At 53.0% G+C, this 25,764-nt stretch carries 19 protein-coding genes and 3 pseudogenes; 11 read left to right on the top strand and 11 right to left on the bottom strand.

The annotated features are described in order from the left end of the window. Positions 1-169: 169 nt before the first annotated feature. Both xylA and KRAC_RS50815 read right to left on the bottom strand, forming a co-directional pair. The gene (gene xylA, locus KRAC_RS50820) at positions 170-1,363 is read right to left on the bottom strand and encodes a xylose isomerase (RefSeq protein ID WP_007920722.1); all 1,194 of its coding nucleotides are present in this window, start codon (positions 1,361-1,363) and stop codon (positions 170-172) included. Between the two features lie 138 nt (positions 1,364-1,501). Further along, on the bottom strand, positions 1,502-2,767 hold the full coding sequence (locus KRAC_RS50815) for an ROK family transcriptional regulator (protein ID WP_007920720.1): 1,266 nt from the start codon (positions 2,765-2,767) through the stop codon (positions 1,502-1,504). Positions 2,768-2,976: 209 nt separating this feature from the next. On the opposite strand from KRAC_RS50815, the gene KRAC_RS50810 reads away from it, so the two are divergent. From KRAC_RS50810 to KRAC_RS50780, 6 genes and pseudogenes are all read left to right on the top strand, one after another. Beyond that, positions 2,977-3,672, top strand: a complete 696-nt coding sequence (locus KRAC_RS50810) for a TetR/AcrR family transcriptional regulator (protein ID WP_244422552.1) — start codon at positions 2,977-2,979, stop codon at positions 3,670-3,672. A gap of 60 nt (positions 3,673-3,732) precedes the next feature. Next, positions 3,733-4,959 (top strand): annotated as a pseudogene (locus KRAC_RS50805) (PEP/pyruvate-binding domain-containing protein); the annotation flags it as partial. A gap of 50 nt (positions 4,960-5,009) precedes the next feature. Further along, a pseudogene (locus tag KRAC_RS80420) lies at positions 5,010-5,180 on the top strand (MerR family DNA-binding transcriptional regulator); the annotation flags it as partial. A 77-nt stretch (positions 5,181-5,257) separates the two neighbouring features. Next, positions 5,258-6,553: an RNA-guided endonuclease InsQ/TnpB family protein gene (locus KRAC_RS50795; RefSeq protein ID WP_007920715.1), complete on the top strand. Its 1,296-nt coding sequence runs from the start codon at positions 5,258-5,260 to the stop codon at positions 6,551-6,553. Between the two features lie 168 nt (positions 6,554-6,721). Beyond that, positions 6,722-7,254: pseudogene (locus tag KRAC_RS80415) on the top strand (PEP-utilizing enzyme); the annotation flags it as partial. Between the two features lie 75 nt (positions 7,255-7,329). Then, positions 7,330-7,545 carry a hypothetical protein gene (locus tag KRAC_RS50780; protein WP_007920712.1) on the top strand — a complete coding sequence of 72 codons (216 nt, stop codon included), beginning with the start codon at positions 7,330-7,332 and terminating at the stop codon, positions 7,543-7,545. Here the strand turns inward: KRAC_RS50780 and KRAC_RS50775 are convergent. Beyond that, entirely contained in the window at positions 7,538-7,915 is a 378-nt protein-coding gene (locus tag KRAC_RS50775; protein ID WP_007920710.1) for a winged helix-turn-helix transcriptional regulator, read from the bottom strand. The two genes, KRAC_RS50780 and KRAC_RS50775, sit on opposite strands and share 8 nt — an antisense overlap. Positions 7,916-8,167: 252 nt before the next feature. On the opposite strand from KRAC_RS50775, the gene KRAC_RS50770 reads away from it, so the two are divergent. Continuing rightward, the gene (locus tag KRAC_RS50770; protein WP_007920709.1) at positions 8,168-8,767 is read left to right on the top strand and encodes an NADPH-dependent FMN reductase; all 600 of its coding nucleotides are present in this window, start codon (positions 8,168-8,170) and stop codon (positions 8,765-8,767) included. A gap of 266 nt (positions 8,768-9,033) precedes the next feature. Here KRAC_RS50770 and KRAC_RS50765 read toward each other — a convergent pair whose 3' ends face one another. From KRAC_RS50765 to KRAC_RS50730, 8 genes are all read right to left on the bottom strand, one after another. Continuing rightward, complete coding sequence (locus KRAC_RS50765; protein WP_007920708.1) at positions 9,034-10,323, bottom strand: MFS transporter; 1,290 nt, start codon at positions 10,321-10,323, stop codon at positions 9,034-9,036. Between the two features lie 101 nt (positions 10,324-10,424). Continuing rightward, entirely contained in the window at positions 10,425-11,561 is a 1,137-nt protein-coding gene (locus tag KRAC_RS50760) for an epoxide hydrolase family protein (RefSeq protein ID WP_007920707.1), read from the bottom strand. A gap of 103 nt (positions 11,562-11,664) precedes the next feature. Continuing rightward, complete coding sequence (locus tag KRAC_RS50755) at positions 11,665-11,895, bottom strand: hypothetical protein (protein ID WP_007920706.1); 231 nt, start codon at positions 11,893-11,895, stop codon at positions 11,665-11,667. 180 nt (positions 11,896-12,075) lie between these two features. Further along, a complete protein-coding gene (locus KRAC_RS50750) occupies positions 12,076-12,336 on the bottom strand; it encodes a response regulator transcription factor (protein WP_157508054.1) in 261 nt (86 codons plus the stop codon). Then, positions 12,321-15,233, bottom strand: a complete 2,913-nt coding sequence (locus KRAC_RS64220; protein WP_007920703.1) for a winged helix-turn-helix domain-containing protein — start codon at positions 15,231-15,233, stop codon at positions 12,321-12,323. The genes KRAC_RS50750 and KRAC_RS64220 overlap by 16 nt, the downstream gene beginning before the upstream one ends. A 305-nt stretch (positions 15,234-15,538) precedes the next feature. Beyond that, positions 15,539-15,970 (bottom strand): OsmC family protein, encoded by a 432-nt coding sequence (locus KRAC_RS50740; RefSeq protein WP_007920702.1) that lies wholly within the window; start codon positions 15,968-15,970, stop codon positions 15,539-15,541. 382 nt (positions 15,971-16,352) lie between these two features. Continuing rightward, positions 16,353-17,012, bottom strand: a complete 660-nt coding sequence (locus KRAC_RS50735; protein WP_007920701.1) for a response regulator — start codon at positions 17,010-17,012, stop codon at positions 16,353-16,355. A 14-nt stretch (positions 17,013-17,026) separates the two neighbouring features. Continuing rightward, the gene (locus KRAC_RS50730; RefSeq protein ID WP_007920700.1) at positions 17,027-19,438 is read right to left on the bottom strand and encodes a sensor histidine kinase; all 2,412 of its coding nucleotides are present in this window, start codon (positions 19,436-19,438) and stop codon (positions 17,027-17,029) included. A 169-nt stretch (positions 19,439-19,607) separates the two neighbouring features. Here KRAC_RS50730 and KRAC_RS50725 point away from each other — a divergent pair, with 169 nt between their 5' ends. The 4 genes from KRAC_RS50725 to KRAC_RS50710 all read left to right on the top strand — a co-directional run bounded on the left by KRAC_RS50725 (position 19,608) and on the right by KRAC_RS50710 (position 25,753). After that, positions 19,608-22,802 (top strand): efflux RND transporter permease subunit, encoded by a 3,195-nt coding sequence (locus tag KRAC_RS50725; protein ID WP_007920699.1) that lies wholly within the window; start codon positions 19,608-19,610, stop codon positions 22,800-22,802. A gap of 149 nt (positions 22,803-22,951) precedes the next feature. Beyond that, entirely contained in the window at positions 22,952-23,143 is a 192-nt protein-coding gene (locus KRAC_RS50720) for a hypothetical protein (protein WP_007920698.1), read from the top strand. Positions 23,144-23,394: 251 nt separating this feature from the next. Continuing rightward, positions 23,395-24,210 carry an aminoglycoside adenylyltransferase domain-containing protein gene (locus KRAC_RS50715; RefSeq protein ID WP_007920697.1) on the top strand — a complete coding sequence of 272 codons (816 nt, stop codon included), beginning with the start codon at positions 23,395-23,397 and terminating at the stop codon, positions 24,208-24,210. Positions 24,211-24,433: 223 nt separating this feature from the next. After that, positions 24,434-25,753 carry an AAA family ATPase gene (locus KRAC_RS50710; protein ID WP_040447492.1) on the top strand — a complete coding sequence of 440 codons (1,320 nt, stop codon included), beginning with the start codon at positions 24,434-24,436 and terminating at the stop codon, positions 25,751-25,753. Positions 25,754-25,764 lie beyond the last annotated feature (11 nt).

The raw sequence follows: 25,764 nt of genomic DNA, 5'->3' as shown, positions 1-25,764 counted from the left end.
TGACCTGAGATCGTCAGGACCTGAGGTTTGGCAAGAATTTGGTCTGTCGGTGTTAAACTTCAAAACACTACCAGGAGGCCATTGTTGTTAAGTGAGAAAAGAGCAACAATGAGGCTACAAATATAGTAACCCCGTTGCTCTTTTCAAGGATGGCTCTCAGCTCCTGTGCTTAGCGCACGCCAAGCAGGAGTTCAACGGTCAACTGGTCGAGCTTCTCGTATTTATAGCCCCGTCGCGCCAGCACGTCGGGCTGGAAGTCGATCGCCTTGATCTGATCCGCAGCCGCTTTGCTGTATCCACCACTGAAGAGGGCGGCGTGGACAGAATCGCCGCTGTTGATCTCCTGTAACAGGGCCTGGATTTCGGGGTCGGCGTTGAAACGACGCGCCTTCTCTTTGAACATGTTATAGGTGCGCATACAACCAGCGGCGAAGTCCCAGACGCCCTGCTCGTCCTCGGTACGATAGGCATGGGCATCAAAGTGACGTGGGCCTGTATACCCCTGATCCTCTAATAATTTGACCAGGAAGAACAGGCTCTTGATGTTTTCACTCCCGAAGCGCAGGTCCTGATCATAACGCGGGCCCTTCTGGTCGTTGAGGTCAATATGAAAGAGTTTTCCAGCCTCCAACGCCTGAGCAACGCCATGGACGAAATTGAGTCCCGACATGTGCTCGTGGGCCACTTCGGGATTGACACCGATCATTTCGGGATGGTCAAGAGTGGCGATGAAGGCCAGCATATGACCGATGCTCGGAAAATAGGTATCTGAACGGGGTTCGTTGGGCTTGGGTTCCAGGGCGAAACGCAGTTGATAGCCGTTGTCAAGGACGTACTCGCTCAGAAAATTAATGGCATCGCGCATGCGCTTGATGGCGTCGACAGGATTCTTGCTGGCCTCGGCATCCACTCCTTCGCGTCCTCCCCAGAAGACATAGGTGGTCGCACCCAGTTCTACACCCAGGTCGATGGAATGCATGGTCTTTTGCAGGGCAAAGGCACGCACACTAGGATCGACCGAGGTAAAGGCACCATCTTTGAAGACGGGATGGTAGAAAAGGTTGGTTGTAGCCATAGGGACGACCATGCCATAGTCGTTGAGTGCCTGTTTAAAGTCGCGTACAATCCGGTCGCGCTCCTGAGGCGTGGCGTCAAAGGGGACAAGGTCGTTATCATGCAGGTTAATGCCCCAGGCTCCCAGTTCTGAAAGTTTTTTGACGCTGTGCGTTGGGAGGAGTGCAGGTCGTACAGGTTCGCCGAAGGGATCACTCCCCCGGTTCCCGACGGTCCATAAACCAAAACTAAATTTGTCTGCCTTCGTTGGTGTATACTGATCACTGGTTGCTTCTTTGATCTGAGTCATGATGTTTCTTATCCTCTCTGAACTATGTTCTGCAAAGTTCTTCCATCGAGCTTTGCCGGGTCATGCCCGTATGCGGGCCACATGTGGTGGACTCTGGACAGACGAAAACCAGCCTGCCGCGTTGCTACGCAGAGAACGTCATGATGCCGGCTGATAATGGGTAAACAGCGCGTCTATGACAAGACTCGCCGCGCCAATTACGCCGACATCCTGGGCAAACGATGAAAAGATGATGGTACACATGTCGCGTGGGCGCCTCAGGGCGCGCTGACGGACAACAGTGCGCACGGCTTCCAGAAAGAGGTTGCCCCCCTTCATTGAGTCGCCCCAGATAATGATGCATTGTGGGTTGAGGGTGTTAATAATGGTGGCAAGTCCTACACCAAAGTGCATGGCATGCTGACGAACAAGATCAATGGCCTCTGGGTGTCCCTCCTGCGCAGCGCGAAAGATCGCGTGCGCAAGTGTATTCATGACATCAGGTTCTCGCGTTGTCATTGCCCAATCCTCGACGTGTGCGCCGGTGGGCAGGGGCAACCACGTGGCCTGCCCAGACTGACATGCCTGCTCTACCATCCAGGTGGTTGCGGCCAGGGTCTCCCAACATCCTCGATTGCCACACTCGCACAACGGTCCATCCTCCTGGATTGTCATATGGCCGATTTCACCAGCCGTTCCCCCGACGCCACGATAGAGGGTATCCTGTAAATAAAAGGCGGCAGAGATCCCGATGCCACTTTCGACCGAGACAAAGTCTGTGCAGGATTGGCCAGCGCCAAAATGACGTTCAGCCAGTGCCTGCACGTGGCAGTCATTATCTACCCACACCTCGATGCCCAGCCTGGCCTTTAGCAGATCTCTTACTGGTACATCTTGCCACTGCGGGAAATGTGGCGCAAAATGTACCACTCCTGTCGCGAACGAAGTCAAACCTGGCATTCCAACCCCTATACCGAGCAGTTGAGAGAGCGTAATCTGAAGAGAGGTGAGAAGTTCTTGCAAGGTCTCAACGATCGCATTTATGACAGGCTCTGGTCGCCGATCCAGCCCCAGGGGACATTCAAGACGACCTAACACGCGCCCGTTCCCATTGACCAGCGCGACGCGCACGGTATCTACTGTGAGAAAGACCCCTGCACTCTGCACCCCCTCTGCGTTAAAACGATACAGCGCACCAGGTTTACCGCCGCTGGCGGTCGGCGCGGTTATCCCAACACACTCCGCCAGACTCTGTTCTTCCAGTTCGTCGACCAATTTGGTGATAGTTGGACGACTAATCCCACTATATTCTGCCAGCGCGGGTTTGGTGATGGGGCCAAATTTGCGCAACAAACGTAAGACGGTCAGTCGATTCATCTGCCGCAAACTGCCGGGAACCGCCGGGATCTCAAGAAACGATGTCACTGCTCTTCATCTTTCACTATGGCCTTGAGGGCGAGCAGTTAAGTAAAGAAACTTACTTAACTTTGCTTCTAAAAAGAAGTATAATTGAAGGCGATCGTTCCCGTCAAGGCTCTGCCCTGCTCCAGGCTCACTTACATCTTGACAACGGCTCTCCTGTCAACTACACTCTCTCTATAGATAAACCGTTTGTCGGTCTAAGAAAGAGAGACATGATGACCCGAAGTGTCAAAGCCCACGAATACGCCGAGAAGCGCAACGCCATTCTGGATGTGGCAGCGCGTTACATTACGACCAAAGGCTATGAGCAGATGACGACCCAGGACATCCTGGAGGCGCTCCAAATTTCCAGGGGCGCGTTCTATCACTACTTTGAGTCCAAGCAAGCTTTGCTGATGGCGCTGGTGGAACGCATCGGGGAGCAGGCCGAACAACTTGTACTTCCCATCGTCTCTGATCGCGAGATGCCCGCCCAGGACAAACTGCTGCGCGTCTTTGCCGTGCTCGATCAGCACAAACAAGAAAACCTGGACCTGGTCTTCGCGTTTATGCGCGTCTGGTATGCCGATGAGAACGCCCTCTTTCGCCAGAAACTCTACCTGGCCAGGATCAAACGGCTCGCTCCCTGGCTCTCGCAGATCATTCAGGAGGGAATCGCAGAAGGCGTGTTCACCACTCCCTACCCCGATCAGGCAGCGAGAATGATCCTCGCCCTGCTTGAAGATCTTGGATATGTCACCGTTGAACTTCTCTTAGTGGAGGAGGGCGAGCATCTCGACATTCCTCGGATGGCTCAAATTGGCGAGGCGACGATGGATGCGCTGGAGCGTGTGCTGGGCATGAAGTCGGGTTGCTTGCGGCAGTTCTGGAACGAAGACTTCTCGCGATGGCAGGCTCTCCTCGCATGATTCGAGAGCAAACCCTTTTCTCATTCACACCAAACGTTAAAGATAGAGAGGATGATATATATGAACTCATATGTACTTGGCTTTCAGGAAATCGATAAAACAAAGCTTGCGATGGTCGGGGGGAAAGGCGCCAACCTGGGGGAGCTGTCCAGAATTGATGGGATAAGAGTACCGGAGGGCTTCTGCGTCACTACCGAAGCATATCAAAGAATCATCGGACAAACACCAGCGTTTGATGCTCTGCTGGAGCAACTCTCTCTTTTCAAAGTGGAGGACAGGGAAAGGATTGGTGAAATCGGCGGAAAGATACGCAGCGTCATCGAAGGGACGGCAATTGCAAAGGATATTGATGAAGCAGTTACTAGCCATCTGACCAAACTGGGAGATACAAATGCCTATGCTGTGCGTTCCAGTGCTACAGCGGAGGATCTGCCGACGGCATCCTTTGCGGGTCAGCAGGATACGTATTTGAATATTATAGGAAAAGAAGCCATACTGAAACACATCAGCAAGTGCTGGGCGTCCCTCTTTACGGAGCGGGCGGTGATTTACCGCATGCAGAACGGTTTCGACCACAACAAGGTCCTGTTGTCTGTCGTCATCCAGAAAATGGTTTTCCCAGAGGTCGCGGGGATTCTGTTTACCGCCGATCCGATCACGTCGCACAGGAAGGTTGTGTCCATCGATGCCAGCTTCGGTCTTGGTGAGGCGCTGGTTTCAGGCCTGGTGGACGCTGATATTTATAAAGTACAGGAGGGCAAGATCGTCAGTAAGAAGATATCGACGAAAAAACTGGCAATCTATGCGTTAAAAGAAGGAGGCACGAAGGAACAGCAGATAGAGCCAGACCAGCAGAATATGCAAACGCTCACGGATGAGCAGATTTTGCAGCTTGAGAAAACAGGCAGAAGGATCGAGGCGTATTTTGGCCGCCCCCAGGACATTGAATGGTGCCTCTACGAAGGTCAATTTTATCTCGTTCAGAGTCGTCCCATTACCACCTTATATCCTGTGCCCAATGTGAACGATGGGAAAAATCATGTCTATATGTCGCTCGGTCATCAGCAGATGATGACAGATGTCATCACACCATTAGGCCTGTCCTTCTTCCCGATCTGGCTGAGCAAGCTTGGCGCGTCAACGGTCGAGGCTGGCGATAGGATGTATATGGACGTTTCCCATGATCTTGCTTCGCCGGTGGTAGGAAAGATTTTTGTGAAAAACGGTCTCGGTTCGGTAGACATTTTGATACAGAAAGCTCTCTCCAATGTCCTGAAAAGGAAGGAGATACATACTAGGTATTGACAACGTGTGCGAAAGTAAGTGAGAATAAGTAGATGTACGCAGTCGTACCGTTTGCCAAGCAGGTGGATGTCAGCGTGAAAACAGTGCAGCGCTGGGACCGAGAAGGCAGGCTCAAAGCCAAACGAACGCTTTCTGGGCGTCGCTCCTCTCATGAGGTCGATCTGACCACGGCGCTCAACCTTCCGAAGCTGCCAGCCGCTCGCTGAACGATCGCCACTTGCCGGGTGTCGAGTCCTGCTCAACTGGAATTCCCGCAAAGCGGGAGAAAAGGCGCTCAAGGATGAAAACCGCGCACAAGATCCGGATGAACCCCACCCCTGAACAGATGGAGTATCTCAAACGAGCCTGTGGCACGAGGCGGTTTATCTACAACTGGGGACGGGAACAATGGGAGAAGCAGTATCAGGCGTATAAAGCTGAGCAGGAAACTGTTCCCCAAGAGCAGCGCGTGCTCAAACCGCCACATGCCCTCGCACTCAAGAAGCAATTCAACCAGATCCGGGAGCAGGAGTATCCGTGGACCTATCAGGTGACGAAGTGTGTGGTGGAGGGTGCGTTCGATGACCTCAAGAAAGCGTATGACAACTTCTTTGCGGGCCGAGCGAACTACCCGCAGTACAAGAAAAAGGGGAAGTCGCACGAGTCGTTTTATCTCTCCAACGATAAATTCACTGTTGGCAGTCACTGGATCTCGATCCCCGGGCTTGGCCGCTTCATCCTCGATCAACGCCAAACGAAGAAGGACCAAGGCAAGCTGCTGCGCAAGCTAGGAACGGTCAATCTGGCAGAAAAACTGCGCTTCGTCGAAAAGGGAAAAGCAAGCGTTCCCACGAAGAAGCGCAACAAGCGCAAGCACGTCGTGTGTGAACGAGTCAAAATTCTGGGGGGGACCGTCAGCTGTGAGGCGGGCCACTGGTACGTCTCCGTTCACGTCGAGATCAAGAGAGAGTGCCCTCCCAAACCTGTCCCAGTGGTGGGGGTGGATGTGGGCTTGAAGCACGCTGCTGTGGTGAGCGATGGACGCAGGCTTGAGAACCAAAGGCCATTGGCGCTCCATCTTAAGAAACTCGGCAAGCTGCAACGCAAGCTGTCAAAGAAAGAGAAGACGAAAGACCCTCAAACCAAGCGAACCGTGTTCAGCAAGCAGTATGAGAAGCAACGACTCAAGGTCGCGCGCAAGCATCAGCAGATCGCCAACATCCGGCGGGATGTCCAGCACAAGTTCACGACCGAACTGGCGCGCACCTGTGGGGCCATTGGCATCGAAGACCTCAACATCGTGGGGATGATGGCCAACCGGAAGCTCTCGCGTGCGGTGGCCGATGCCGCGATGGGGCAATTGTTGCAGTTCCTCAAGACCAAAGTGGCCAACGCCGGGGGCGATCTCTTCATCGCCTCTCGCTGGTTTGCTTCGACCAAACGCTGTTCGTGCTGTGGGCAGGTCAAAAAGCGCATGCCGCTCAAACACCGCACCTATGAGTGCGTGGCCTGTGGGCTGGTGATCGACCGGGATCTCAATGCCGCCTTGAATTTGCTGTGGTTCGCAACAGAAGAGCTTCGCCAGCTTCACGCGTAAAGCTGGCCGTCCTGGAGAGTGGCTACCGCCGGACGTAAAATGCCTGGGGAGTTGATGTGAGACCGAAACGGGAGGGCTGATCCAAAGGTTCCCGTGCGCTGGCTATCGACGATGAAGCAGGAAGAACTGACCGCTTGAGGGTGGGTTCGCGCACGTTCGAGTATGAGAAAGGTAGCAGTGATTCAAGAGCCGGAGGATATCTATTATCTCACCTTTGAGGAACTCCGCAAGGTTGCCAGCACGTACCAACTGGATTACCATCTCATCACGCAGCGCAAAGGGGAGTACGAGGCCTTTGAGAAATTGACGCCTCCTCGTGTGATGACATCCGACGGTGAGGTCATCACCGGTGAGTACGACACCGGCGAATTCCCCAACGGCGCTTTAATAGGAGTCCCTGCTTCATCAGGGACCATTGAGGGCGCGCGCGGATCGTTTTAAAACTGGAAGAGGCCAACATTGAGGAGGGCGATATCTTGGTCACAGCCTTTACCGACCCCAGCTGGACATCGCTGTTCGTCTCGATTAAAGGCCTGGTGACGGAAGTAGGCGGGATGATGACCCACGGCTCCGTTGTCGCCAGGGAGTACGGTCTGCCCGCGGTCGTGAGCGTAGAAAATGCGACCAGGCTGATTAAAGACGGACAAAGGATCCGGGTAAACGGAACGAAAGGATATGTGGAAATCCTGGAAGAGTCATGAACCCCGGTTTTTCCTGCACCGGAACGTGTACCCCAAAGAGGAATGAAGCACACGTCTGGGGAAAGGGGCGCTCTCATGAGTTTTACGAGTCTAGCAGGCCTGGGGGGCATCGGGTTTGTGCTGGTGGCGATCATCATCAATGTCATCTATATCCGCGCGGGGCTCCCCTTGCCGATGTCAGGTCAAAGCCTTGACGCGGTCACGGACGCCTTCGCCGCCACCAGCAATGCGTCGAAGGGGCCGTCGGTGGTCGCCCCCAAATGGACAGCAGCATCCTATCCACTCACTTGACCTCTTCCTCAAGCATGGGGAACTCGGGGGCGTGGGTCTGGGCCCAATCGATGAGCGCACACAGCGTTGGAAGCAGCGTTTGAGCCAGCGCCGTGAGCGCATACTCGACACGCGGAGGCACGGTTGGGTAGACCCTACGTGTGACAAAGCATTGTTTCTCTAACCGCCGCAACGTTTGACTGAGCATCTTGTGCGAGATCCCACTCACATCGCGCTTCAACTGACTGTAGTGCCTGGGCCCGTCCGCCAGGGCGACGATCACCAGCGTGGTCCACTTGTCGGCAATCAGGTCGAGCAAGCGCCGGGATGGGCAGCGCGCACTCCAGACGTCGGACCCACGAAGCTTCCCAAGCAATTCTCCTGTTTCCATGCCACTCACCTCCTGGTAAGTCATACACACAAAAGTGCGTTCTTGTCGAAAGGCTTTTACTCTCTTATAGTGAGTATAGCACGAAGAGAGAGCTGCTTCTCTACTGGCTAATTAATCCGCGCGTTTGACCGCGTAGCAACGTTGCCAGAGGCTCGAAAAAAGCGACGGAAAAAGTCCAGAGAAACGAGTGTAAAAACGACATAGTAAGTGGAAGTCATAAGTCCATTCTGAATAGGAACAAGAGGTGAAAAAGTGAATATCTATCCCCGTATTTTGGTGATCTTTGGGAGTACGCGGCAGGGCCGCAGAGGTGAAGTTGTAGCAAAATGGCTCATGGACCGCCTGGCTATGCGCACCGATGCCACCTTTGAGCTGGTTGATCTGCGCGATGTCTCACTTCCTTTCTTTGATTCCCCTACCTCACCAGTGCATGGACACATCGCTCCTGAAGCTGAGCAGTGGGCAGCACAGGTTGATCGGGCTGATGGCTTTATCTTTGTGACCCCCGAGTACAATCATGGCTATTCGGCAGTGCTCAAGAACGCCATCGACCATCTGTACGCCCAGTGGGCACATAAGCCTGCCGCTATCGTCAGCTATGGTGGCTTCGCCGCAGGCTATCGGGCGGCGGAGCAGTTGCGCCAGGTGCTCATCGAGCTCAAAATGGTTCCCATCCGCGAGCAAGTTGGCATCTCTCTGGTCCCGAACTGGATTCCCAGCGTCTCTGACGCACCTGATTCGCCAAGTGGAGCATTTCTCGACCGATCTTTCAATGGAATGATGACCGAGTTGCTGTGGTGGGTCACCGCCCTCATACCGGCCCGCGAACGTGATCGGCTGTCTCAAGATTAGCAAGGCATTCGAGCACTATCAGCTCAGAATTGCCAGTGTCATCAGGGGCGATGGAATGGTTGAGCATGAGCGGGACTAAGCCTTCATCAGACAGCCTTCAGATTTGAAGACTCGCTGCGTCGAGGCTGGATATTGCTCTAAGAGTGCATATTCTCTCCTTTTCCCCTGACAAGAGAGACTCCTGTTCTATGGAAGGGGAGACTGAAGCATCAACGTGCTCATCCAGGCGACAAAACGCCGCTCTCATGGTTTCATGCTTTGTTAGCTCAATCAGCTACAACGGCTGACTCTTCACAGGATGTGAGAGCACTCGATGTAGATCTGCGTATCACTCCAAGCCTCGAATCTCTCGCCTCTAGTCTAAGCAAGAACAGGCTGGCAAAGAGGGTCAGCCCAATAAGGACGATCCAGGGATAGGCGGGTCCCAATGTGAACAGCGACGCGAACAGGGTTGGTGCGATAGTCTGGCCCAATCCCCAGGCCGCGAATTGATATGTTGCGATGTAACGGCCACGTGAGGGCCCTGGTCCCATTTCAGCGACCAGGGCGTTCATTGCCGGGCCATAGAGCAGTCCTCCACAGGTATAGATCCCAACGACCAATAAGATGTAAGGAATCAGCCAGCCTGAAGGGAGGACAAGCGCCAGGAGAAACAAGCCACCTGATCCAATCCACACCCATCCAGCAAGGATCAGAATGCGTGTCCTCCTCAAGGAAACAACGAGCCGTACGATCAATGCTTGCAGCGTGAGGAGGGTTGCGCTGAACGTTGCTTCCACACCAACGATCCAGGAAGGTAAATGCAGCACGTTCACCAGGTAGTAGGGAACAATATCGGAGAGCATGATTAAGCAAAGCACAAAAACAAAACTGCTGACAAGAATACCCAGAAACGTTTTGTCGCACAGGACCGCCCGATAGCCACCCGACCCTGTGGGGACATTCAGAGGTTGATATTCAGATACCGCTTGCTCGCTTACAGGCAGGCTCCAGATACAGATCATTGCGAGTAGAAAACTCGCAATATCGATGTACAATATCGCCTGATAGCCGATGGTGCCTCCAAAGGCGACGAGGAGCCCTGCAAGTGCGCCCCCAATGCAATTGCCTGCGTTTTGCGCCACGCCTACCAGCCCGTACCAACGATCTCGCGCCTTCCCCTCTGTCGAAATGCTTGCGATAAAAGTGGGTAAGGCTACCCAGAACAGGCGGCCTGCGATGGCTCCTGGCAATGTCGTCAACGCGAGCAGCGGAATGGTACGCACAAATAGGTAGCCCAGACAACTCAAAGCGGCAAGCGCCATGCTGATGAGGATGACCCGGCGTGCTCCCACGCGATCCACCAGCGTACCCGCCAGTGGAGTCATAGGCAAGCTCAACAACATGCTGATGGTGATCACGCCTCCTACGGCAGCAAGAGGCAATCTGGCGACATTTATGAAGTAAAGCAACGAGAAGGGAAGAAATAGCCCTGAACCCAGAGCATCAATCCACATCCCAAGAAGGAACTGCCATTTGTGTCTTCCCACAAGATCCGTCCTGTTCAGTGTATTCATGGTGAGAGTATCCTTCATTTGCTCCAATCAGATTGGAAAGAAAGAAAACCTTGGCGGCAGACGAAGCCGCCGCCAATGATGATCCGCATCAAGCAAGTCGGCTATTTGCCGAGTTGGTCAATGAAATCCTGGAGGTCGTTTGCGTACAATGCGGGTTCCTCCCAGGCCGTGAAGTGCCCACCACGAGGGAAGTCGGTAAAGTGCTTCAGCTTCACCTGTCGCTCAGCCCATTCACGGGGCAGAGGAGCATCCCAGGGACAATGAGCGACGGCTGCGGGAACAGATGGACGTTCTTCCGCGTTTGCTTTTGGAGTTGCATGAGCCATCTCATAGTACCAGCGGAACGAGGAACCAATCGTCTGCGTAACCCAATAAAGTGTGATATTGGTGAGTAACTCATCTCTGCCAAACCGCTGCTCAATGTCCTCCACCGTTGAGCCAGTACAAATGAAGCTCATGATCCAGGCCGCCAGAGCGGCAGGGGAGTCATTCATGCCGTACGCAAGGGTTTGTGGCTTGCTGGACTGGACCATGTTAAAAGCCCCCTCTTTCATCCACCACTGCCCGATGAAGCCCGCGAACTCCTGCTCAGCAGGTGAGAAGGGCGGATCGTAGGTCTTGGTGAAATCTGGATAGCCAGCATCCGTCAGGTGGATGGCGGTTAACGCCTCCGGGTAATTGCGCGCGAGCGACATGGTGATCAGCGTCCCGCCATCACCTCCTGCGGAGACAAATTGGTCGTATCCGAGAACATCACGCATCAATTTGACGAACAGGTCAGCGTGCACATCGTTGTTCATCGCTTTGCGGTCTGAAAATCCGGTTCCAGGGATGGACGGAACGATCACATCAAACGAGTGGTTTGGGTCACCACCAAAGCGGGCGGGATCAGTCAGCATGGGAATGACCTTGTGATAACGATAGAAGGAATCGGGCCAGCCGTGGAGGAGCAGCAGCGGTGTTGGGTTTGGTCTTTTGCCGCGCTCATGTATGAAGTGGACGCCTACACCATCAACATCGGCTTTGAAATGCGCAAAGGTATTCAGTTCCGCCTCGTGTTTCCGCCAGTCGTACTCGTGCTGCCAGTAGTTGGCTAGCTCTTTCATGTATTGCAGATTCGTACCATACTCCCAACCCGCGCCTTCGACCTCATCGGTCCAGCGGGTGCGAGCCAGGCGCTCACGCAAATCGTCAAGGGTGGCTTGTGGGATCGCAATGTGAAATGGTTGAATGCTCATAGATTCGTCGCTCCTTGCGTCTATCTTGCTTTTTCTCTGCTTACAAAGACAATATAGGGCCGAAGGAGGGCAAAATAGACCCCTACTTTGTAGTCAATCGCTTTTATCCCTGCTCTCCTTTTTCTTTATGTGAAAGATGCGCGCTCGTCGAGAGGTCGAGCAAGCTCAAACCGAGACGACGAATGGTAAGCAGCACACCATAGAGTGCCGCCTGATCTGGAAGCTCCCCTGAGAGCAACGAGGTACCATCGCTTTGATGTGCAATGCATAGGTCCTCAAACCTGCTTTGCCAGGAGAGGTCGAGATGTTCCTTCACACGGATCTGTACACGCATATGCGTTCTCCTTCCTCTGCTTCCTCTGGCACGTATGCTGCGGTGCTTGAAGAGAAGTATAGGGGAGAAAGCAGGGTGAATCATCACCCTTGTTCTTGATTGTGAAGGGTGATAACGATGGTATTTGGGGAAATATAGATGACCCAGAAAAAGCACTGATGATGTGGAAATGAGAGTGTGCTAGAGCAAAGACAAACGTTGGGCCAACGCGATAGCTTCCGCGCGACGGCTCACGCCGAGCTTGCGATAGATACTGCTGACCTGAGTCTTAATGGTATTGCGGGAGACAATTAAGGTCTGCGCCATTTCAACATAAGTTTGTCCAGCTGCGAGCAAGCGTAACACCCGTTGCTCCTGAGTTGTGAGCGGGTCCAGGAGTGCAGGTGTTGAAGGGGAACTTGCTGTACGGTTCTTTTGCTCTTGCGCTACTTCGGGCTGCACCGCCCCCCCAAAGCCTGCCTCTGTTCCTCCTGTTCGAACACTGTCAGCAATTTTGCCACAAAGAGCCGAAATGCCGTAGGTGCGACATTCGTTTTGTGTTGCGGTTCGTTCAGGAAGCGTTGGAGCGAGTGGCGCATTGGTTTGCCAGCATCCAGGAACACGCGAACATTGTCCTCTGGTTCTGTCAGAGTGAGTAGACGCATGAGGGTGGTTCGCGCGTGTTCTCTCTCCCCTGTCTGGTGTAGCGCGACCACATAGAGCGCCAGAAAAGAAATTGTAATTTCGACGTCCTCTTGCTGGTCAAGGTGCTCGCTGAAACGTTCCAGGGTTTCGCGCGCAGCATGGTACTGCTGTTGCGCTAAGAAGACACGAACCAGCATCAGCAACTCCCCTTGGCGCTCATTCTCCCAGGTGTCCTGAGAAAATGACGCTTGTGCTGCCCAGCGTGCGGCCTGGGGCTGATCTCCTGTCGCTAACCAATACCTTACCTGGGTAGAGATGAGCAGAAGATGATGCCGCGAAAACCCCTGGCTCTGGATCAGGGCTTGTGTCTGTTGTAGTACCTGGGTAGCGGAAGCATGATTCCCAGCCGCAAGTTCTATGTCTATCAAGCGTAGACGCCCAATGACCTGCAGATCTATCTGCTGCCAGGTCTCTGCATCCTGGATCAACGTTCTCAGGAGGCAACGGGCCTCTTCCAGATGATTCCATTGATACAAAATGCACGCTCGCCAGTACGAAAAGTACCCTGCCAGGAGAGCATATCCATCAATCTGAGCGATCAGGTTGAGCGCCGTGACGCTTTCCTGGTGCGCTAGACGTAGTTGTCCCGCTCTCAGAGCGATTCCGGCCAGCCATTGTATGACTTTGATGATTGCGAAGTGGCTCCCAGACTGCAATGCTTGCTGCTTTGCGTCCACAAACCGCTGGACCAGGGAGGTTCCTTCTCCCAGCAAGGTCCAGTGCAGAATGAAGGTGACGGAGAGCGGGATCATCTGCCAGATCATCTCATCTTCCTGGTCTATGTGCTGCATACGCTGCTCGATGAGGCGATACTGGTCACGATCACCTCGTGTCATCTCTTCAATCGCGTCGCTCCAGAGACGTAGCAGGAACAGACGCTGTTGGAGGAGTGCCACCTCCTGAGCGTCTAGCATCTCTTCGCCTTGCTGCCTGAGCACTGCCTCTACCCGTGCCATCAAGTGTTCCACCTGCGTTCGTGTTTTCCCGCGTTGCGCGGCGATGATTGACGCGCTGGCATTCAGCAGATAGAGTGCCGCAGTTAGGACAATGCGAGCATGTTCGCGTACTTGTGCCTCGGGGAGCGCCATGACCCACTGGTAGAGCGTCTGGCTCTCACCATGGAGCCAGAACTTCTCGGCTGTCTGCTCTATCAGTGTTACGGCATATGCAAAGTCTGCCCCTGCTAGTGCGTGTGTTATGGCTTCTTGCCACGCTCCTCGCGCTTCATACCAGTGTGCTGCCCGTTGATGGAGTAGTGGTACCAGTTCCGGCTGAGTGACCTGTAAACGCGCGAGTAGCGCTTCACGAAAAAGATCGTGCATGCGGTACCAACGCCGTTCTGTATCAAGGGGAACCAGAAAGAGATTGGCGTGCTCAATCGTTTCTAGCATTTCCTGGCTCCTCGCTTCTGTCGTGACGGCCTGGCAGAGAGAGGCGGTTAAGCGGCTCAGAAGTGAGGTTTGGAGCAAAAAGACTTGAAGAGGAAGAGGGAGATACCCCAAGATCTCTTCCTGCACATAATCCAGCAGATAGCGGTGGCTGCCCGTAAAGTTTTGCACCAAAGTAGCATGATCCGCACGCTGTTGGAGACTGAGCGCTGCCAGTTGCAATCCCGCGATCCAACCCTCTGTACGGCGCGCCAGTTGGGTTACTTCTTCGTCTTCAAGCACGAGACCCATGGTATGTGTCAAAAAAGCAGCGGCTTCCTCTTTCAAGAAACGTAAATCGGCGTCTCGTAGTTCCAGCAATTGACCGCGAGCACGCAGCCGTGAAAGTGCTAATGGGGGATCAACGCGGCTGGCAAGCACCAGATGCAGGTGCATCGGGAGGTGTTCAAGCAGAAAGAGCAACGAATCATGAATAGCCTGCTCATCGATAAGATGATAATCGTCCAGTAGCAGGATGATTGGTTCTGTCAGAACACTCAAGTCATTCAAAAGTGTAGTTAAGGCAGTGGTGAGAGGCGTGGGTTGAGGCGAATGGAGCATTGCCAGGGCCACCTCTCCAATCCCAGGTAGACGGGTGCGTAGAGCGGCGAGTACCGAGACCCAGAAACGTATTGGATCATTATCCAGTTCATCAAGCGAGAGCCAGGCAATGGGGAAAGAAGCATGGGTCGCCCATGCAGAGAGCAGGGTGGTCTTGCCCCAGCCAGCGGAGGCAGAGAGCAGCGTGAGTCGATGGAGGGGCGTGGCACCGAGTCGTGTAAGCAAGTGTTCTCGCGCTACCAATGAGGAAGGGAGACGCGGATGAGAGAGTTTGGTTAGTAGCAGCATCGGCTTGTGCTCGGAATGATCTTGCGGAAACTCGGGTGGAAGAGTGGCTGATGCTGTCTTGCTGCTGAGAATTTGAGCCACTTCTTCTAAGCGCGTGAACGTCACATGAGGGGTTCGTCCAAGATAGTGTTTGTGAGTACGGCGAGCCGCGGTATGGTAAGCATACCAATATCCCTCGCCCCGTGAGCGAGCCTCTTTGAGAACGCTGAGACGACCAGAGCGGCCCTGGAAGGAGAAGGAGGAATGCGTCGCTAACCAGGTAAACCAGGAATCTTCATCTTCCGCCATCAGGAGTTGGGGCTGTTGCTCTGGAACATGAAGACGATAGGCATTGTTCTCGCTCGACCAGACGAGTGTATGTGTGGGTCGCTTTGGCATAGATTCCTTTCATACAATATCTTTCATCCCCAACTCCCCAACAGGGTGAGTATTGCAGAGATGAAGAGAACAAATAAGATTTGCAAACGGCAACACAAGCGGGTGTGGTGCAATTTGGACGCGTCAGCACTGAGAACAAGCCTTTCAACCGAGATTCCTTCTTGTCTCGCCAGCAAGGTGTTCAATTATCTCACAGAGGGCTGGAAGGGATCTGAACTTCGTCAATAATGAATGGGAGGGGAAAATGTTTCCCCTCCCATTCATCAGGAAATACACTTCAGCGAGAAGTTTGCTCCTGAGAAGTACTACTTGATTAGGGTTGCTTTGAGGTTAATGGGTGTGGCCGCGAGCGCTTTGGATACAGGACAATTTTCCTTGGCATCTTGCGCAAGTTTCTGGAAGGTTTCTTCGTCTATGCCTGGCACAACGGCATCGGTCTCCAGGTCAATAGGGTTGATGGCGAATCCGCTGGGCACCTGATTGAAGTGTACGCGCGCGGTTGTGTGTACTCTCGTTGGCGTAAAGCCAGCATTTGCGAGCGCGTTCGACAGCGCCATCGAGTAACAGCCGGCGTGCGCTGCGCCAATGAGTTCCTCAGGATTGGTGCCGACAGTCTCATCGCCCATGCGTGATTTAAACGAATAGCTGCCCTCGAAGGCTCCACTCCCCACACGCATGGTCCCTTTACCCTGCCGAAGATCCCCCTGCCATTCGGCGTCTGCTGTACGTGTTGGCATAATTACGTCTCCTTTATGACTCTCATCAATTAGCTTCAACAATGAAGTGGTCCTTTTCATTGGACCTTATTTCCTCATCAAAGGAACATGGGCATATTGTAATTCCGAAGCGGGTTAATGTGTACATGTCAAGATGAAATGGCTCTCGCCTGTTCGATACTGGCGTACAGGAGTGTCTCGCTAGTATTAAGCCGATCTTTGATATTGTCCTTCTCCTGCTGCTATTATAGCACTTCCTCCTGCGTAGACTTACAAAAATGCCCCTTTACCTCTCCGGCCCGCACAGGTTTTTCTGCGCGTCACAGAGAAGTGAGTCAATATAGGTATTCTAAGGGAAGAAGGAAAGGTATAACAAACAGAGAAAAAGACAGAACCCAATGCATTAGGTTGCGATATTTGGCTCATCCTCCAATAGTAGGCCTTGTTTCTGTGCCAGAGCGATAACTTCCGCGCGTGATTGTACGCCTAGTTTGCCATAGAGGCTGGTAAGATAGGCCTCGACCGTTTTAATGGAAATAGCGAGCCGCTGGGCAATCTCACTGTTGCGCGTGCCCTGGATAATCAGGCGTAACACTGCGAACTCGCGATTAGTCAATCGTTCTACCTGTATGAGAGCATGGCCTTCATACTTCTCCAGCACCTCGCGTACTTCCGGGTCCAATGTTCTTTTATTATCTGCTACATCTAGAACAGCCTGGCGGATATCACTGCTGCGGGCACTTTTGAGCCAGTAGCCCTTCACTCCCAACTTTAACATCGTCTGGATATAGGTAATCTGCTCATAGGCAGTGAGCACCAGGATCGCTGGTGGCTTCTCATGCGCCAGCAGCGAGCGCGCAACACTGAAGCCATTCATTCCTTTCATGGAAATATCCAGGATTACCACATCAGGCATGTATTGCTGGCACAAGGCGAGAGCTTGCGTTCCATCACCTGCCTCGCCAACCACAGAGAACCTGGGGTCCTCCTCCAATAACCGCCTTGTGCCTTCACGCATCATTGTGTGATCATCGACGAGCAAGATGCTAATGTTTTTTTTCATGGTCGCTTTCCTTATTACGCCCTTTTAAGAGAGCTGAAGGCATCATCTCTCTGGGAGAGTGTTTCGAGAATACTTTGTGATCTATATGTTGCACGAACAATGACGCCACGTCCAGGTTGTGTGCGTAGCTGTAACTGTCCCCCTACCGCGATCATACGTTCGTGCATACCGATCAGACCTAGCTGCTCATGCTCAGGTTTGCCTTTGAGGAAGCCACGTCCGTTATCATAGATAAGTAACGATGTGCCCCCCGTCGGGGTAGAGCGTAAGCGCAGCATCACGCGGCTGGCTTGTGCATGTTTGGTCACGTTGGAAAACGCTTCTTGCGCAATACGATAGAAGGCTAATTCAACCTCGGATGGCAGGCGGGTGTTGTCTGTTCTGGTACAGAACACGGTAATTTGCAGGAATTTGGTACGTTGCTCTGTCTGCTGAGCTAGCCAGCGTAAGGCCTCTTCTAACCCTAAATCATCGAGCAGCGGAGGGCGCAGTTCCAAACAGGTTCGGCGCAGGCTGCTCACCAGCGAGCGTGCAAGCGGCAATGGGGCGGCAACGTCGTTCGTGATGCTCGCATCTGATAGCTGTCGTACCAGGAGCAGCGCCTGTTGTAGTACCTCGTCGTGCAGTTCTAGAGCCAGGTGTCGTCGTTCATCCTCTTGCGCTGAGATGACACGCCGATTCAACGCGGTGAGCTGGCGTGCGTTCGCCTGGGTCTGTTCCAGGTAACGGCTGTTCACTTCCAGCACGGAAAGCTGGGCTGCCAGTGTTGCCAGGAAGCTTTTATCCTGACGGCTATATGGCTCATAGTTTTGCTTTGGCCCCAGGCAAAGGAAACCATTGAGTGTATCACCGTCAGAGAGTGCTAACAGGAGCACGCCATCGAGTAGAAGCGGTTCATCTGTGTGTGGCCTGATATGCGTGAGTGCCAGGTTCGCAATGGCTGCCAATCGCTCACCAGCCAGGAAAGGAGGCTCTGTATTGAGATAGATGTGCCATGGTAGTACAAGGTATTTGTGGTCAGCGCTGGTCGTCGCGTGGCCCTGCGTGCGTACCAGCAAGGCAACACAGGTGGCGTTTAGTAGCCTTGCCAGGCGTGGCAGAATAAACGCGCAAATCTGGTCAAAATGTTGTAAACGTGTGAGTTCAGCACTCAACTCGCGTAGCGAGCGATTATATTCATAAAAATCATGATAGAAAACCTGGTCGCCGAGATTGCGGATGGCATGCCAGGCCTGGGGAAAGAGACAGAGATTGACAATCAATAAGCCAGCATAACAGTAGTCTTGTACGACCTGTGACGCAATACTGTTTTGGATGGTTTCGATAAGCATAATGGTCGGAACAAGAAAGAAGCAAGCTAGCATGAGCCACATCAGGACCCGCATCACCTGGCGACTGAGCAGGCTGGTCAGACCCAAAAACTGATGACGGATCAGTGAGTAGCCGCAGAGAATGGGCAACAACATGAGGGGGGCAGGAAGCAGATGGGTAAAGCTGTTGAGTACGAATGAATTGGGAATGATCACATTATGCCTCAGTGCTTGCGCGAGCAAGAAAAAGGCAACGCCAGCAATCATTAATCGGCTGATTTGTTTTTCAGAGGAACTGAGATGGCGTAGTCCCCAGAACATGATCCCGCCAATAATCAGTACGCAGATTCCGGCGTATATCCCGATAATAAGCGCAGCCATTGAACGCGCCCAGGGGAGAAACAGGATGATGGGTAAATCGCAGGCAATGAGAACGAGGCCAATGATCAGGGGAGTATATGGTGAGAGGGGCAGCATTCGATATTTCTGTCCAGGCGGGATGCGAGGCAGCAAGCAAACAAAGGTAGCAGCCATGCCCCATGTCATCGACCCCAGAATATAGAAGACGATATTCGTCCAGAGTTGACTTTGGGCATTCATCAGGAAGAAGAGATAGGAGGCACAGTAGAACAGGCCGTATGCCATACGCGCTGCTGGCCGGTCAGTGGCCCGAAGATAGATGGTAATCCCGGTCAGGCTAAAGATGATGGCCATAAAGCAGGACACGACGAGTGATGAAAGGGGATATGTAGAGATAGTTGCGTTGAGGTGAAGGACGATGTTGTGGCCAATGACCTGCGCATAGATGGATGATGCCGTTGGCTGGCAATGCACCAGTGTCCCAGCCTCGGAATGATCAACAGGGAACGGTGCACTGATCGCATGCACAAGCATCCCCGGCTCAATGCCATTGATCCAGGCATCGGTAAACATTGAGACATGCACAATACGGCAGACATCAGAGCGTCCCGCAACTGGGACAAGCGTGATATCAGATTGAGCTGTTTGAAATGAACTGGTATATGCCAGTATGACCACAAACACCTGAATGATCAGACCGCACAGAATCACCAGCCAGCGATGCGTGAGGAAATAAGAGATTTTTGCTTTATCCATGCGATGCCCCTGCTTCTGAAGTTCTGAGCAACCGTTGCCTACAGTATTGTAACGGATTTGAGCGAGGAAAACATTAGGGGTTTCCCTGTAGACAGGTGCTCCTTGGTGCCGTTAAGCTGACGAAAGTACAACCATTGTAAGATTCTATAAATTTTATCAGGAGAGCACTATGTCTTCTCTTTCTCGCTTAAGTCTTGCCAATCGCAGCATCGCGGCATTGGTAACGATAGCGGTGATACTGGTTGGAGCGTTTGTCATTCCATCGCTCAAGCAGGAACTCATGCCATCGTTGTCCTTTCCCGCGATTTCTATTGTCACAGTCTATCCTGGCGCTTCACCCCAGAGTGTGGAGCAAGAGGTCACTAACCCACTTGAAAAGAGTATTCAGGGAGTGCAAGGACTCCAACAAATAACATCTTATTCCAGTGAGGGTGTCTCTCAAATTATTGTGCAATATGACTATAGTGTCGATCTGGATAAAGCCAATCAAACGTTGACGCAATTGGTGAATAAGGCCCAGACAAGTCTTCCTTCAAGTGTGACACCCCAGGTCAACACATTTAACATTGCGGATCAACCGATTATTCGCCTGGCTGTCTCCTCTTCCAGCAATCAGCAAGATCTAGCTGCGAAGCTGGACCAGGACGTCACGCCCGTTCTGGAAGGTCTGAATGGCGTAGGCCAGGTTCAGGTAACCGGCGTGCGCACTCAGCTTGTCCAGATTGCGCTTGATCTCAAGAAACTCCAGGCGAAGGGATTGAGCACGAGCCAGGTGCAGAGCGTCTTGCAGGCCAATAATACGACGATCTCGGTTGGCGAAGTGAAAGATAATGGGCAGACCGTTGCTGTCCGTGTCAATAACGCTGTCACAACGCTAGATGACCTGAAAAACCTTGTTGTGAGCGGGGGAAGCAGCACCTCCCAACAAGCATCGTCATCCATGCCAGGTGGCCAGAAATTGCCTCCTGGGATGACTTTACCAACAACGACAACCCAGTCTACCCCCTCGCAGCCAGTCAAACTCGAGGATGTGGCGACTGTCGAGCAAGTATTGGCTCCCTCCACCACGCTGACGCGTACCAATGGGAAAGATAGCCTGGGAATTTCCATTACAAAAAACTCGAATGCCAATACCGTTTCTGTTTCCCAGGAGGTGAAGAACAAACTGTCAGAGCTAGAACAAAAGCTCGGCTCAGGGGCAACGATTACGGTCATTGCCGATCAGGCCCCATCGATCCAGGCCTCAGTGAATGACCTGGTCAGAGAAGGGGCCATTGGGGCTGGATTCGCGATTCTCACCATTTTGCTCTTCCTGCTTTCAATCCGTTCTACCCTTGTGACCGCCATTTCTATCCCTGTTTCTATCATCATTGCTCTGATTGGACTGTGGGTGGGTGGTTTTTCACTTAATATCCTGACGTTGGGTGGTCTGACCATTGCTATTGGGCGTGTGGTTGACGACTCCATCGTTGTGTTGGAGAACATCTATCGCCATCTGCAATCCGGTGAAGAGAAGCGCGTCGCGGTTCTCAATGGAGTACGCGAGGTCGCAGGTGCCATCACGGCCTCAACGCTCACGACGGTTGCTGTCTTCTTGCCGATTGCCTTCACTACCGGCCTGGTTGGAGAGTTCTTCCAGCCCTTCTCAGTAGCCGTTACCATCGCGCTTCTGGCCTCGCTGTTGATCGCACTGACCATTATCCCTGTACTGGCCTACTGGTTCCTCAAAACGCCCAAACGGGTACAGCGGGCAGATAGCCACGAAAAGGTTGGTATTCTAGAAAAAGCCTATGTGCCGATGATCCGCTGGGTCACACGGTATAGGGTAGTAACCCTGATCATTGCGCTGGCCCTTCTGGTCTCGGCTGGCTGGGGTGCCACTAAGCTGGATACCAATCTGATTGGTAACTCTAACTCGAATAGTTTCACCATTAGCCAGCAATTGCCAGCCACCGCTGATCTGGATACCACAAACAAAGCAGCTCAAGAAGTAGAAGCGATCCTGAAAAACATTCAGGGTATCAAGAACTACCAGGTTACCATTGGATCTGGTGGTAGTGGTGGTGGTGGTAGATTCTTCGGATCGTCGGGTGGAAGTACGAATACCGCTACCTTTGCCGTGACCACGAATGATGGGGTTGATCAAACGACTGTGCAACAACAAGTCAGCGATCAAATAAAAACGCTGAGTAATGCCGGCACTATTACGGTTGCGAATTCCCAGTCTTCGGGCAGTAGTTCTACGTTATCGATCAATGTGCAGGCCTCCGATGAGGGAACGCTGAATCAGGCTACGCAAGAGGTGCTTGATTCCGTTACGCAAACCCCCAACTTGAAAGATGTGACCAGTTCACTGGTCAATGCTGCGCCATTAATCGATATCCATGTGGATGGAGAGAAGGCGCTCAAGTATGGGTTAACACCTTCACAGGTTGGACAAGTACTGCGCACTATATACAATGGCACAACTGTCACCAATGTGACGCTGAATGGGAAGACGCAGGAAGTTGACCTCAAGTTTGGAGACCCAGCAACGACCGTTGAGGGAATGAAGGACATGCTTATCCCTTCCACGACGGGTACCGTGCGCCTGGGAGACCTGGCTGCTGTGACGCAAGTCAACGGTCCAACTCAGATCACACATGTTAGCGGTTCCCGAACCGCAACGATCAGCGCAACCGTAACGAGCCAGAATGTTGGAGCGGTCAGTGCGAATGTACAGAGCCGCTTGAAAGCGCTTAGCCTGCCAGCAGGAGCGTCCTTCTCGTTGGGTGGTGTTTCGTCAATGCAGAGTCAAGCTTTCCAGAGCCTCGGCCTGGCCCTGCTGATCGCTATTCTGCTCGTCTACGTCGTTATGGTTGCAACGTTCCGCAGCCTACTCCAGCCATTACTGCTTCTGGTTTCGATTCCGCTGGCGGGTACAGGATCGGTCGCGCTATTGCTCATCACCCATACCGCGCTTGGTCTACCAGCGCTGATCGGCCTGCTGATGCTGATTGGCATTGTGGTAACGAACGCTATTGTACTCCTTGACCTGGTGAATCAATATCGCAAGAAGGGCCTGGACGCGCGTACGGCAGTCATCGAGGGCGGAAGGCGTCGCCTGCGCCCCATTCTGATGACCGCAGTAGCAACCATCCTGGCGCTGATTCCGATGGCGCTGGGCGTGAGCGGTTCAAGCGCGTTCCTTTCGGGTCCATTGGCAATTGTCGTGATTGGCGGTCTGACCTCATCGACCTTCCTGACACTGTTGATTGTGCCCACCCTCTATACTCTTGTAGAGGATATTCGTGGACGCTCAGGCTCATTGCCTTCCCAGGAGGAACTCCCGCCAGTTCCAGAGCCTCAGTCACAAATGGTCTAGTATGAGGCGCATACGCGGTTCTCTTGAAAGAGAACCGCATATACCCAAGAAATTGAGGCTTACTCTGCACGGTGAATGCCCGACGAGTAAGCCTCTGTTAGGGTTCTGTAAAATTCTTGTGCTATTCTAGCAGCAGGCTTAACGCATAGATGAAACTGGCCGATGATGTTGTCCCGCTTGGATGGAAGGTCGAAAGTAAAAGAAAAAGACCCATTCAAGTCAGGGGGCAACGCAACCACTTCGTGGGAACCAGCTCCCACCCGCTCACAGGCGCGAACTTCTTGCAGCCAGGGTCCTTGCAGTTCTCCGGTGCTCAGATTGAGGCGCACTTGCCCCCGTAAGCCCGAACGCCCACTATGCTACACCCCGCGTAATGGACTCTGGTTTGACATTTCATCTCTCCTCTGCGTATACTTTGGCTAGCATTACTTCTAAGAAGGAGCAGTATGGGCAGCCCTGGCATGATGTAACAACCGAGCTATTCGCCTGTGAAGAGGATAGCAAATTCATGTCGCCACAACTCACTACGCGCAGAAGCGCAGGTGAGTCTCTACCCATACGTGCTTTTTGATTCAGGAAGGAATGTTACTCCATGTCTTTACTCTTGCATCTCCCGCAGGATGTGCTTGCCAGGCTCAAGTCCGATCCCACTATACCCGCTACCGTACCCACGCTTCTAGATGCCCTACTGCTCAGCATCCAGCAGATGCTTGGGCAAAACCTTGTCGGCCTCTACCTGCGCGGCTCCCTGGCAATGGGCGATTTTGATCCCCTGGCCAGCGACGTTGACTTCTTCGCAGTCACCGAGCATCTGCTTACAGAGGCGGAGTTCACTGACCTAACCACTATGCATGATACGCTTGCAAGGCTGCCCAATCCATACGCGGTGCACCTTGAGGGAGCCTACATTCCCCGCGTCTCAGTCCGACGTTTCACCCTGGGCGAGCGGCTCCCAACGCTCTACCGCCAGGAGCGTCTAAGATGGTTTGAGCATGACTACAACTGGGTGCTTGAACGCCGGGTTGTGCGAGAGCACGGCTTGACGCTCTACGGTCCCGCACCCACAACACTTATCGACCCTGTGTCAACCAATGAACTGCGTGAGGCTGTGCGCTCAAGAATGCCCGAGTGGCTGCGCTGGGCCAACCAGGCTGACGATCCCGATTGGCAGCTCCACCTGGGGCAGAAGGCCTACGTCATCCAAACCATGTGCCGTGCCCTCTGTACGCTTGCCACAGGCACGCTACCCAGCAAGCCGCAGGCCGTTGCCTGGGCTCTTGCGACCCTGCCCGAACCCTGGCGCAGCACCGTTGTGCGTTCACAGGCCTGGCACGGCAAGCAAACGTTCGATGTATCTCTCAATCCCGAGATACAGCGTTTCATCCGCATGGCCGCGTCTCAGGCCTGACTAGTAAAAACACAGCCTTAATGGTATATTTGTCTAAGGCAACGCTGTTTTCAGATAAATATACTCAAAGCGGCTTGTGAAGGGGAATAACTATTGTAAACCTTCCAGGCCGCTTATCGCTAACTATGCAGCCTGCTTTACACTTTGATTACATTCAGGCATTTATTTATGCTTCTCTATTGTCCATATTTATTTGTTAGGGACAACGATCATGATGCACGACATGGATAAAACCATCGCTAGCCTGCTTGAAGCACTCTCTTTTAGCCCCAATAATATGCGCTTAAAAAAACATGTTGCTGAATTGCTTCAACAGGCAGGCAGGAATGAAGAGGCCCTTCAGCAGTGGCAGGAGATTTTCCAACAGACTGAAGATCCCGAATGCTTAGTCTATTTGGGGACAATCTACTATCAGCTGGAAAATTTTTCTCGCGCTAAAGAGATGCTGACACAGACGCTCTCGACGCGCCCGGCGGCCGACGTTTATCTTATGCTTTCCAGGACCTGTTTCGCTCTAGCCGAATACCAGCAAGCTGGCAACTACTATTTAGAGGCACTTGATCGGGACGCGAGCCTTGAAGACACAGAATACCAGCAGAAGCTAGCGAGCAAGAATGTGAAGGTCCCGCAAAAACTAGGTATTGATGGTGACGGGGGCGCTGGCATGCAGGATGATGCGCTGGAGCGGCCCAGAGTCTCATTTAAGGATGTGGGGGGATTGGAGGAGCTAAAAGAGAATATCAAGATGAACATCATCTACCCCTTCCAGAATCCCAGCCTCTTCAAAACGTTCGGCAAAAAGGTTGGTGGTGGCATCCTACTGTACGGGCCTCCGGGATGTGGCAAAACCTTTCTTGCCAGGGCCACCGCCGGCGAGTGCAACGCCAGATTCATCAACATCGCCATAGATGATATTCTCGATATGTACATCGGCAATAGTGAGAAGAACCTGCACGCGGTCTTTGAACTGGCGCGTAAACACACGCCCGCGATCATTTTTATTGATGAACTGGACGCGCTTGGTGGAAGCCGCCAGCAGATGCGCTATCAAAATAACCGTATGCTCACCAACCAGCTCTTGAGCGAGCTTGACGGTGTCGAGTCTGACAATAGCGAGATCCTGGTGCTGGGCGCAACCAATAGCCCCTGGTTCGTCGACTCCTCGCTCCGCCGACCTGGTCGCTTTGATCGCGTACTCTTCGTTCCACCACCCGATCTACAAGCTCGCGTCGAAATCTTACAGTTGCATCTAAAAGATAAACCTCTAGAGGCGCTCGACTACGTTAAACTCGCGAAAGGGATGGAGAAATTCTCTGGCGCGGATATCAAAGCGGTATGCGATGCCGCAGCGGATATCGCCATTACGAATGCCATGAAGACTGGCAAGGTCCGCCCTCTCTCTATGGATGACATGCTGAGTGCGTTGAAGAAAGTCAGGCCTTCAACTCTGGAGTGGCTACAAACTGCCAAAAACCACGCGACCTATAGTAACGCTGGGGGCGCCTATGATGATATTCTCGATTATTTTCAGCGCCACAAATAAGAGGGAGCAAC

The sequence above is a fragment of the Ktedonobacter racemifer DSM 44963 genome (assembly GCF_000178855.1).
GTDB classification, from domain to species: domain Bacteria; phylum Chloroflexota; class Ktedonobacteria; order Ktedonobacterales; family Ktedonobacteraceae; genus Ktedonobacter; species Ktedonobacter racemifer.
Note: the sequence above shows the minus strand (reverse complement) of the source record. Positions and strands in the feature narration are given on the sequence as shown.

Excerpts from the sequence above, each read along its gene's own strand:
- xylA (WP_007920722.1), bottom strand. The coding sequence starts at position 1,363 with ATGACTCAGATCAAAGAAGCAACCAGTGATCAGTATACACCAACGAAG.
- KRAC_RS50810 (WP_244422552.1), top strand. The coding sequence starts at position 2,977 with ATGATGACCCGAAGTGTCAAAGCCCACGAATACGCCGAGAAGCGCAAC.
- KRAC_RS50795 (WP_007920715.1), top strand. The coding sequence starts at position 5,258 with ATGAAAACCGCGCACAAGATCCGGATGAACCCCACCCCTGAACAGATG.
- KRAC_RS50780 (WP_007920712.1), top strand. The coding sequence starts at position 7,330 with ATGAGTTTTACGAGTCTAGCAGGCCTGGGGGGCATCGGGTTTGTGCTG.
- KRAC_RS50775 (WP_007920710.1), bottom strand. The coding sequence starts at position 7,915 with ATGGAAACAGGAGAATTGCTTGGGAAGCTTCGTGGGTCCGACGTCTGG.
- KRAC_RS50765 (WP_007920708.1), bottom strand. The coding sequence starts at position 10,323 with ATGAATACACTGAACAGGACGGATCTTGTGGGAAGACACAAATGGCAG.
- KRAC_RS50760 (WP_007920707.1), bottom strand. The coding sequence starts at position 11,561 with ATGAGCATTCAACCATTTCACATTGCGATCCCACAAGCCACCCTTGAC.
- KRAC_RS50755 (WP_007920706.1), bottom strand. The coding sequence starts at position 11,895 with ATGCGTGTACAGATCCGTGTGAAGGAACATCTCGACCTCTCCTGGCAA.
- KRAC_RS64220 (WP_007920703.1), bottom strand. The coding sequence starts at position 15,233 with ATGCCAAAGCGACCCACACATACACTCGTCTGGTCGAGCGAGAACAAT.
- KRAC_RS50740 (WP_007920702.1), bottom strand. The coding sequence starts at position 15,970 with ATGCCAACACGTACAGCAGACGCCGAATGGCAGGGGGATCTTCGGCAG.
- KRAC_RS50735 (WP_007920701.1), bottom strand. The coding sequence starts at position 17,012 with ATGAAAAAAAACATTAGCATCTTGCTCGTCGATGATCACACAATGATG.
- KRAC_RS50730 (WP_007920700.1), bottom strand. The coding sequence starts at position 19,438 with ATGGATAAAGCAAAAATCTCTTATTTCCTCACGCATCGCTGGCTGGTG.
- KRAC_RS50725 (WP_007920699.1), top strand. The coding sequence starts at position 19,608 with ATGTCTTCTCTTTCTCGCTTAAGTCTTGCCAATCGCAGCATCGCGGCA.
- KRAC_RS50720 (WP_007920698.1), top strand. The coding sequence starts at position 22,952 with ATGAAACTGGCCGATGATGTTGTCCCGCTTGGATGGAAGGTCGAAAGT.
- KRAC_RS50715 (WP_007920697.1), top strand. The coding sequence starts at position 23,395 with ATGTCTTTACTCTTGCATCTCCCGCAGGATGTGCTTGCCAGGCTCAAG.
- KRAC_RS50710 (WP_040447492.1), top strand. The coding sequence starts at position 24,434 with ATGGATAAAACCATCGCTAGCCTGCTTGAAGCACTCTCTTTTAGCCCC.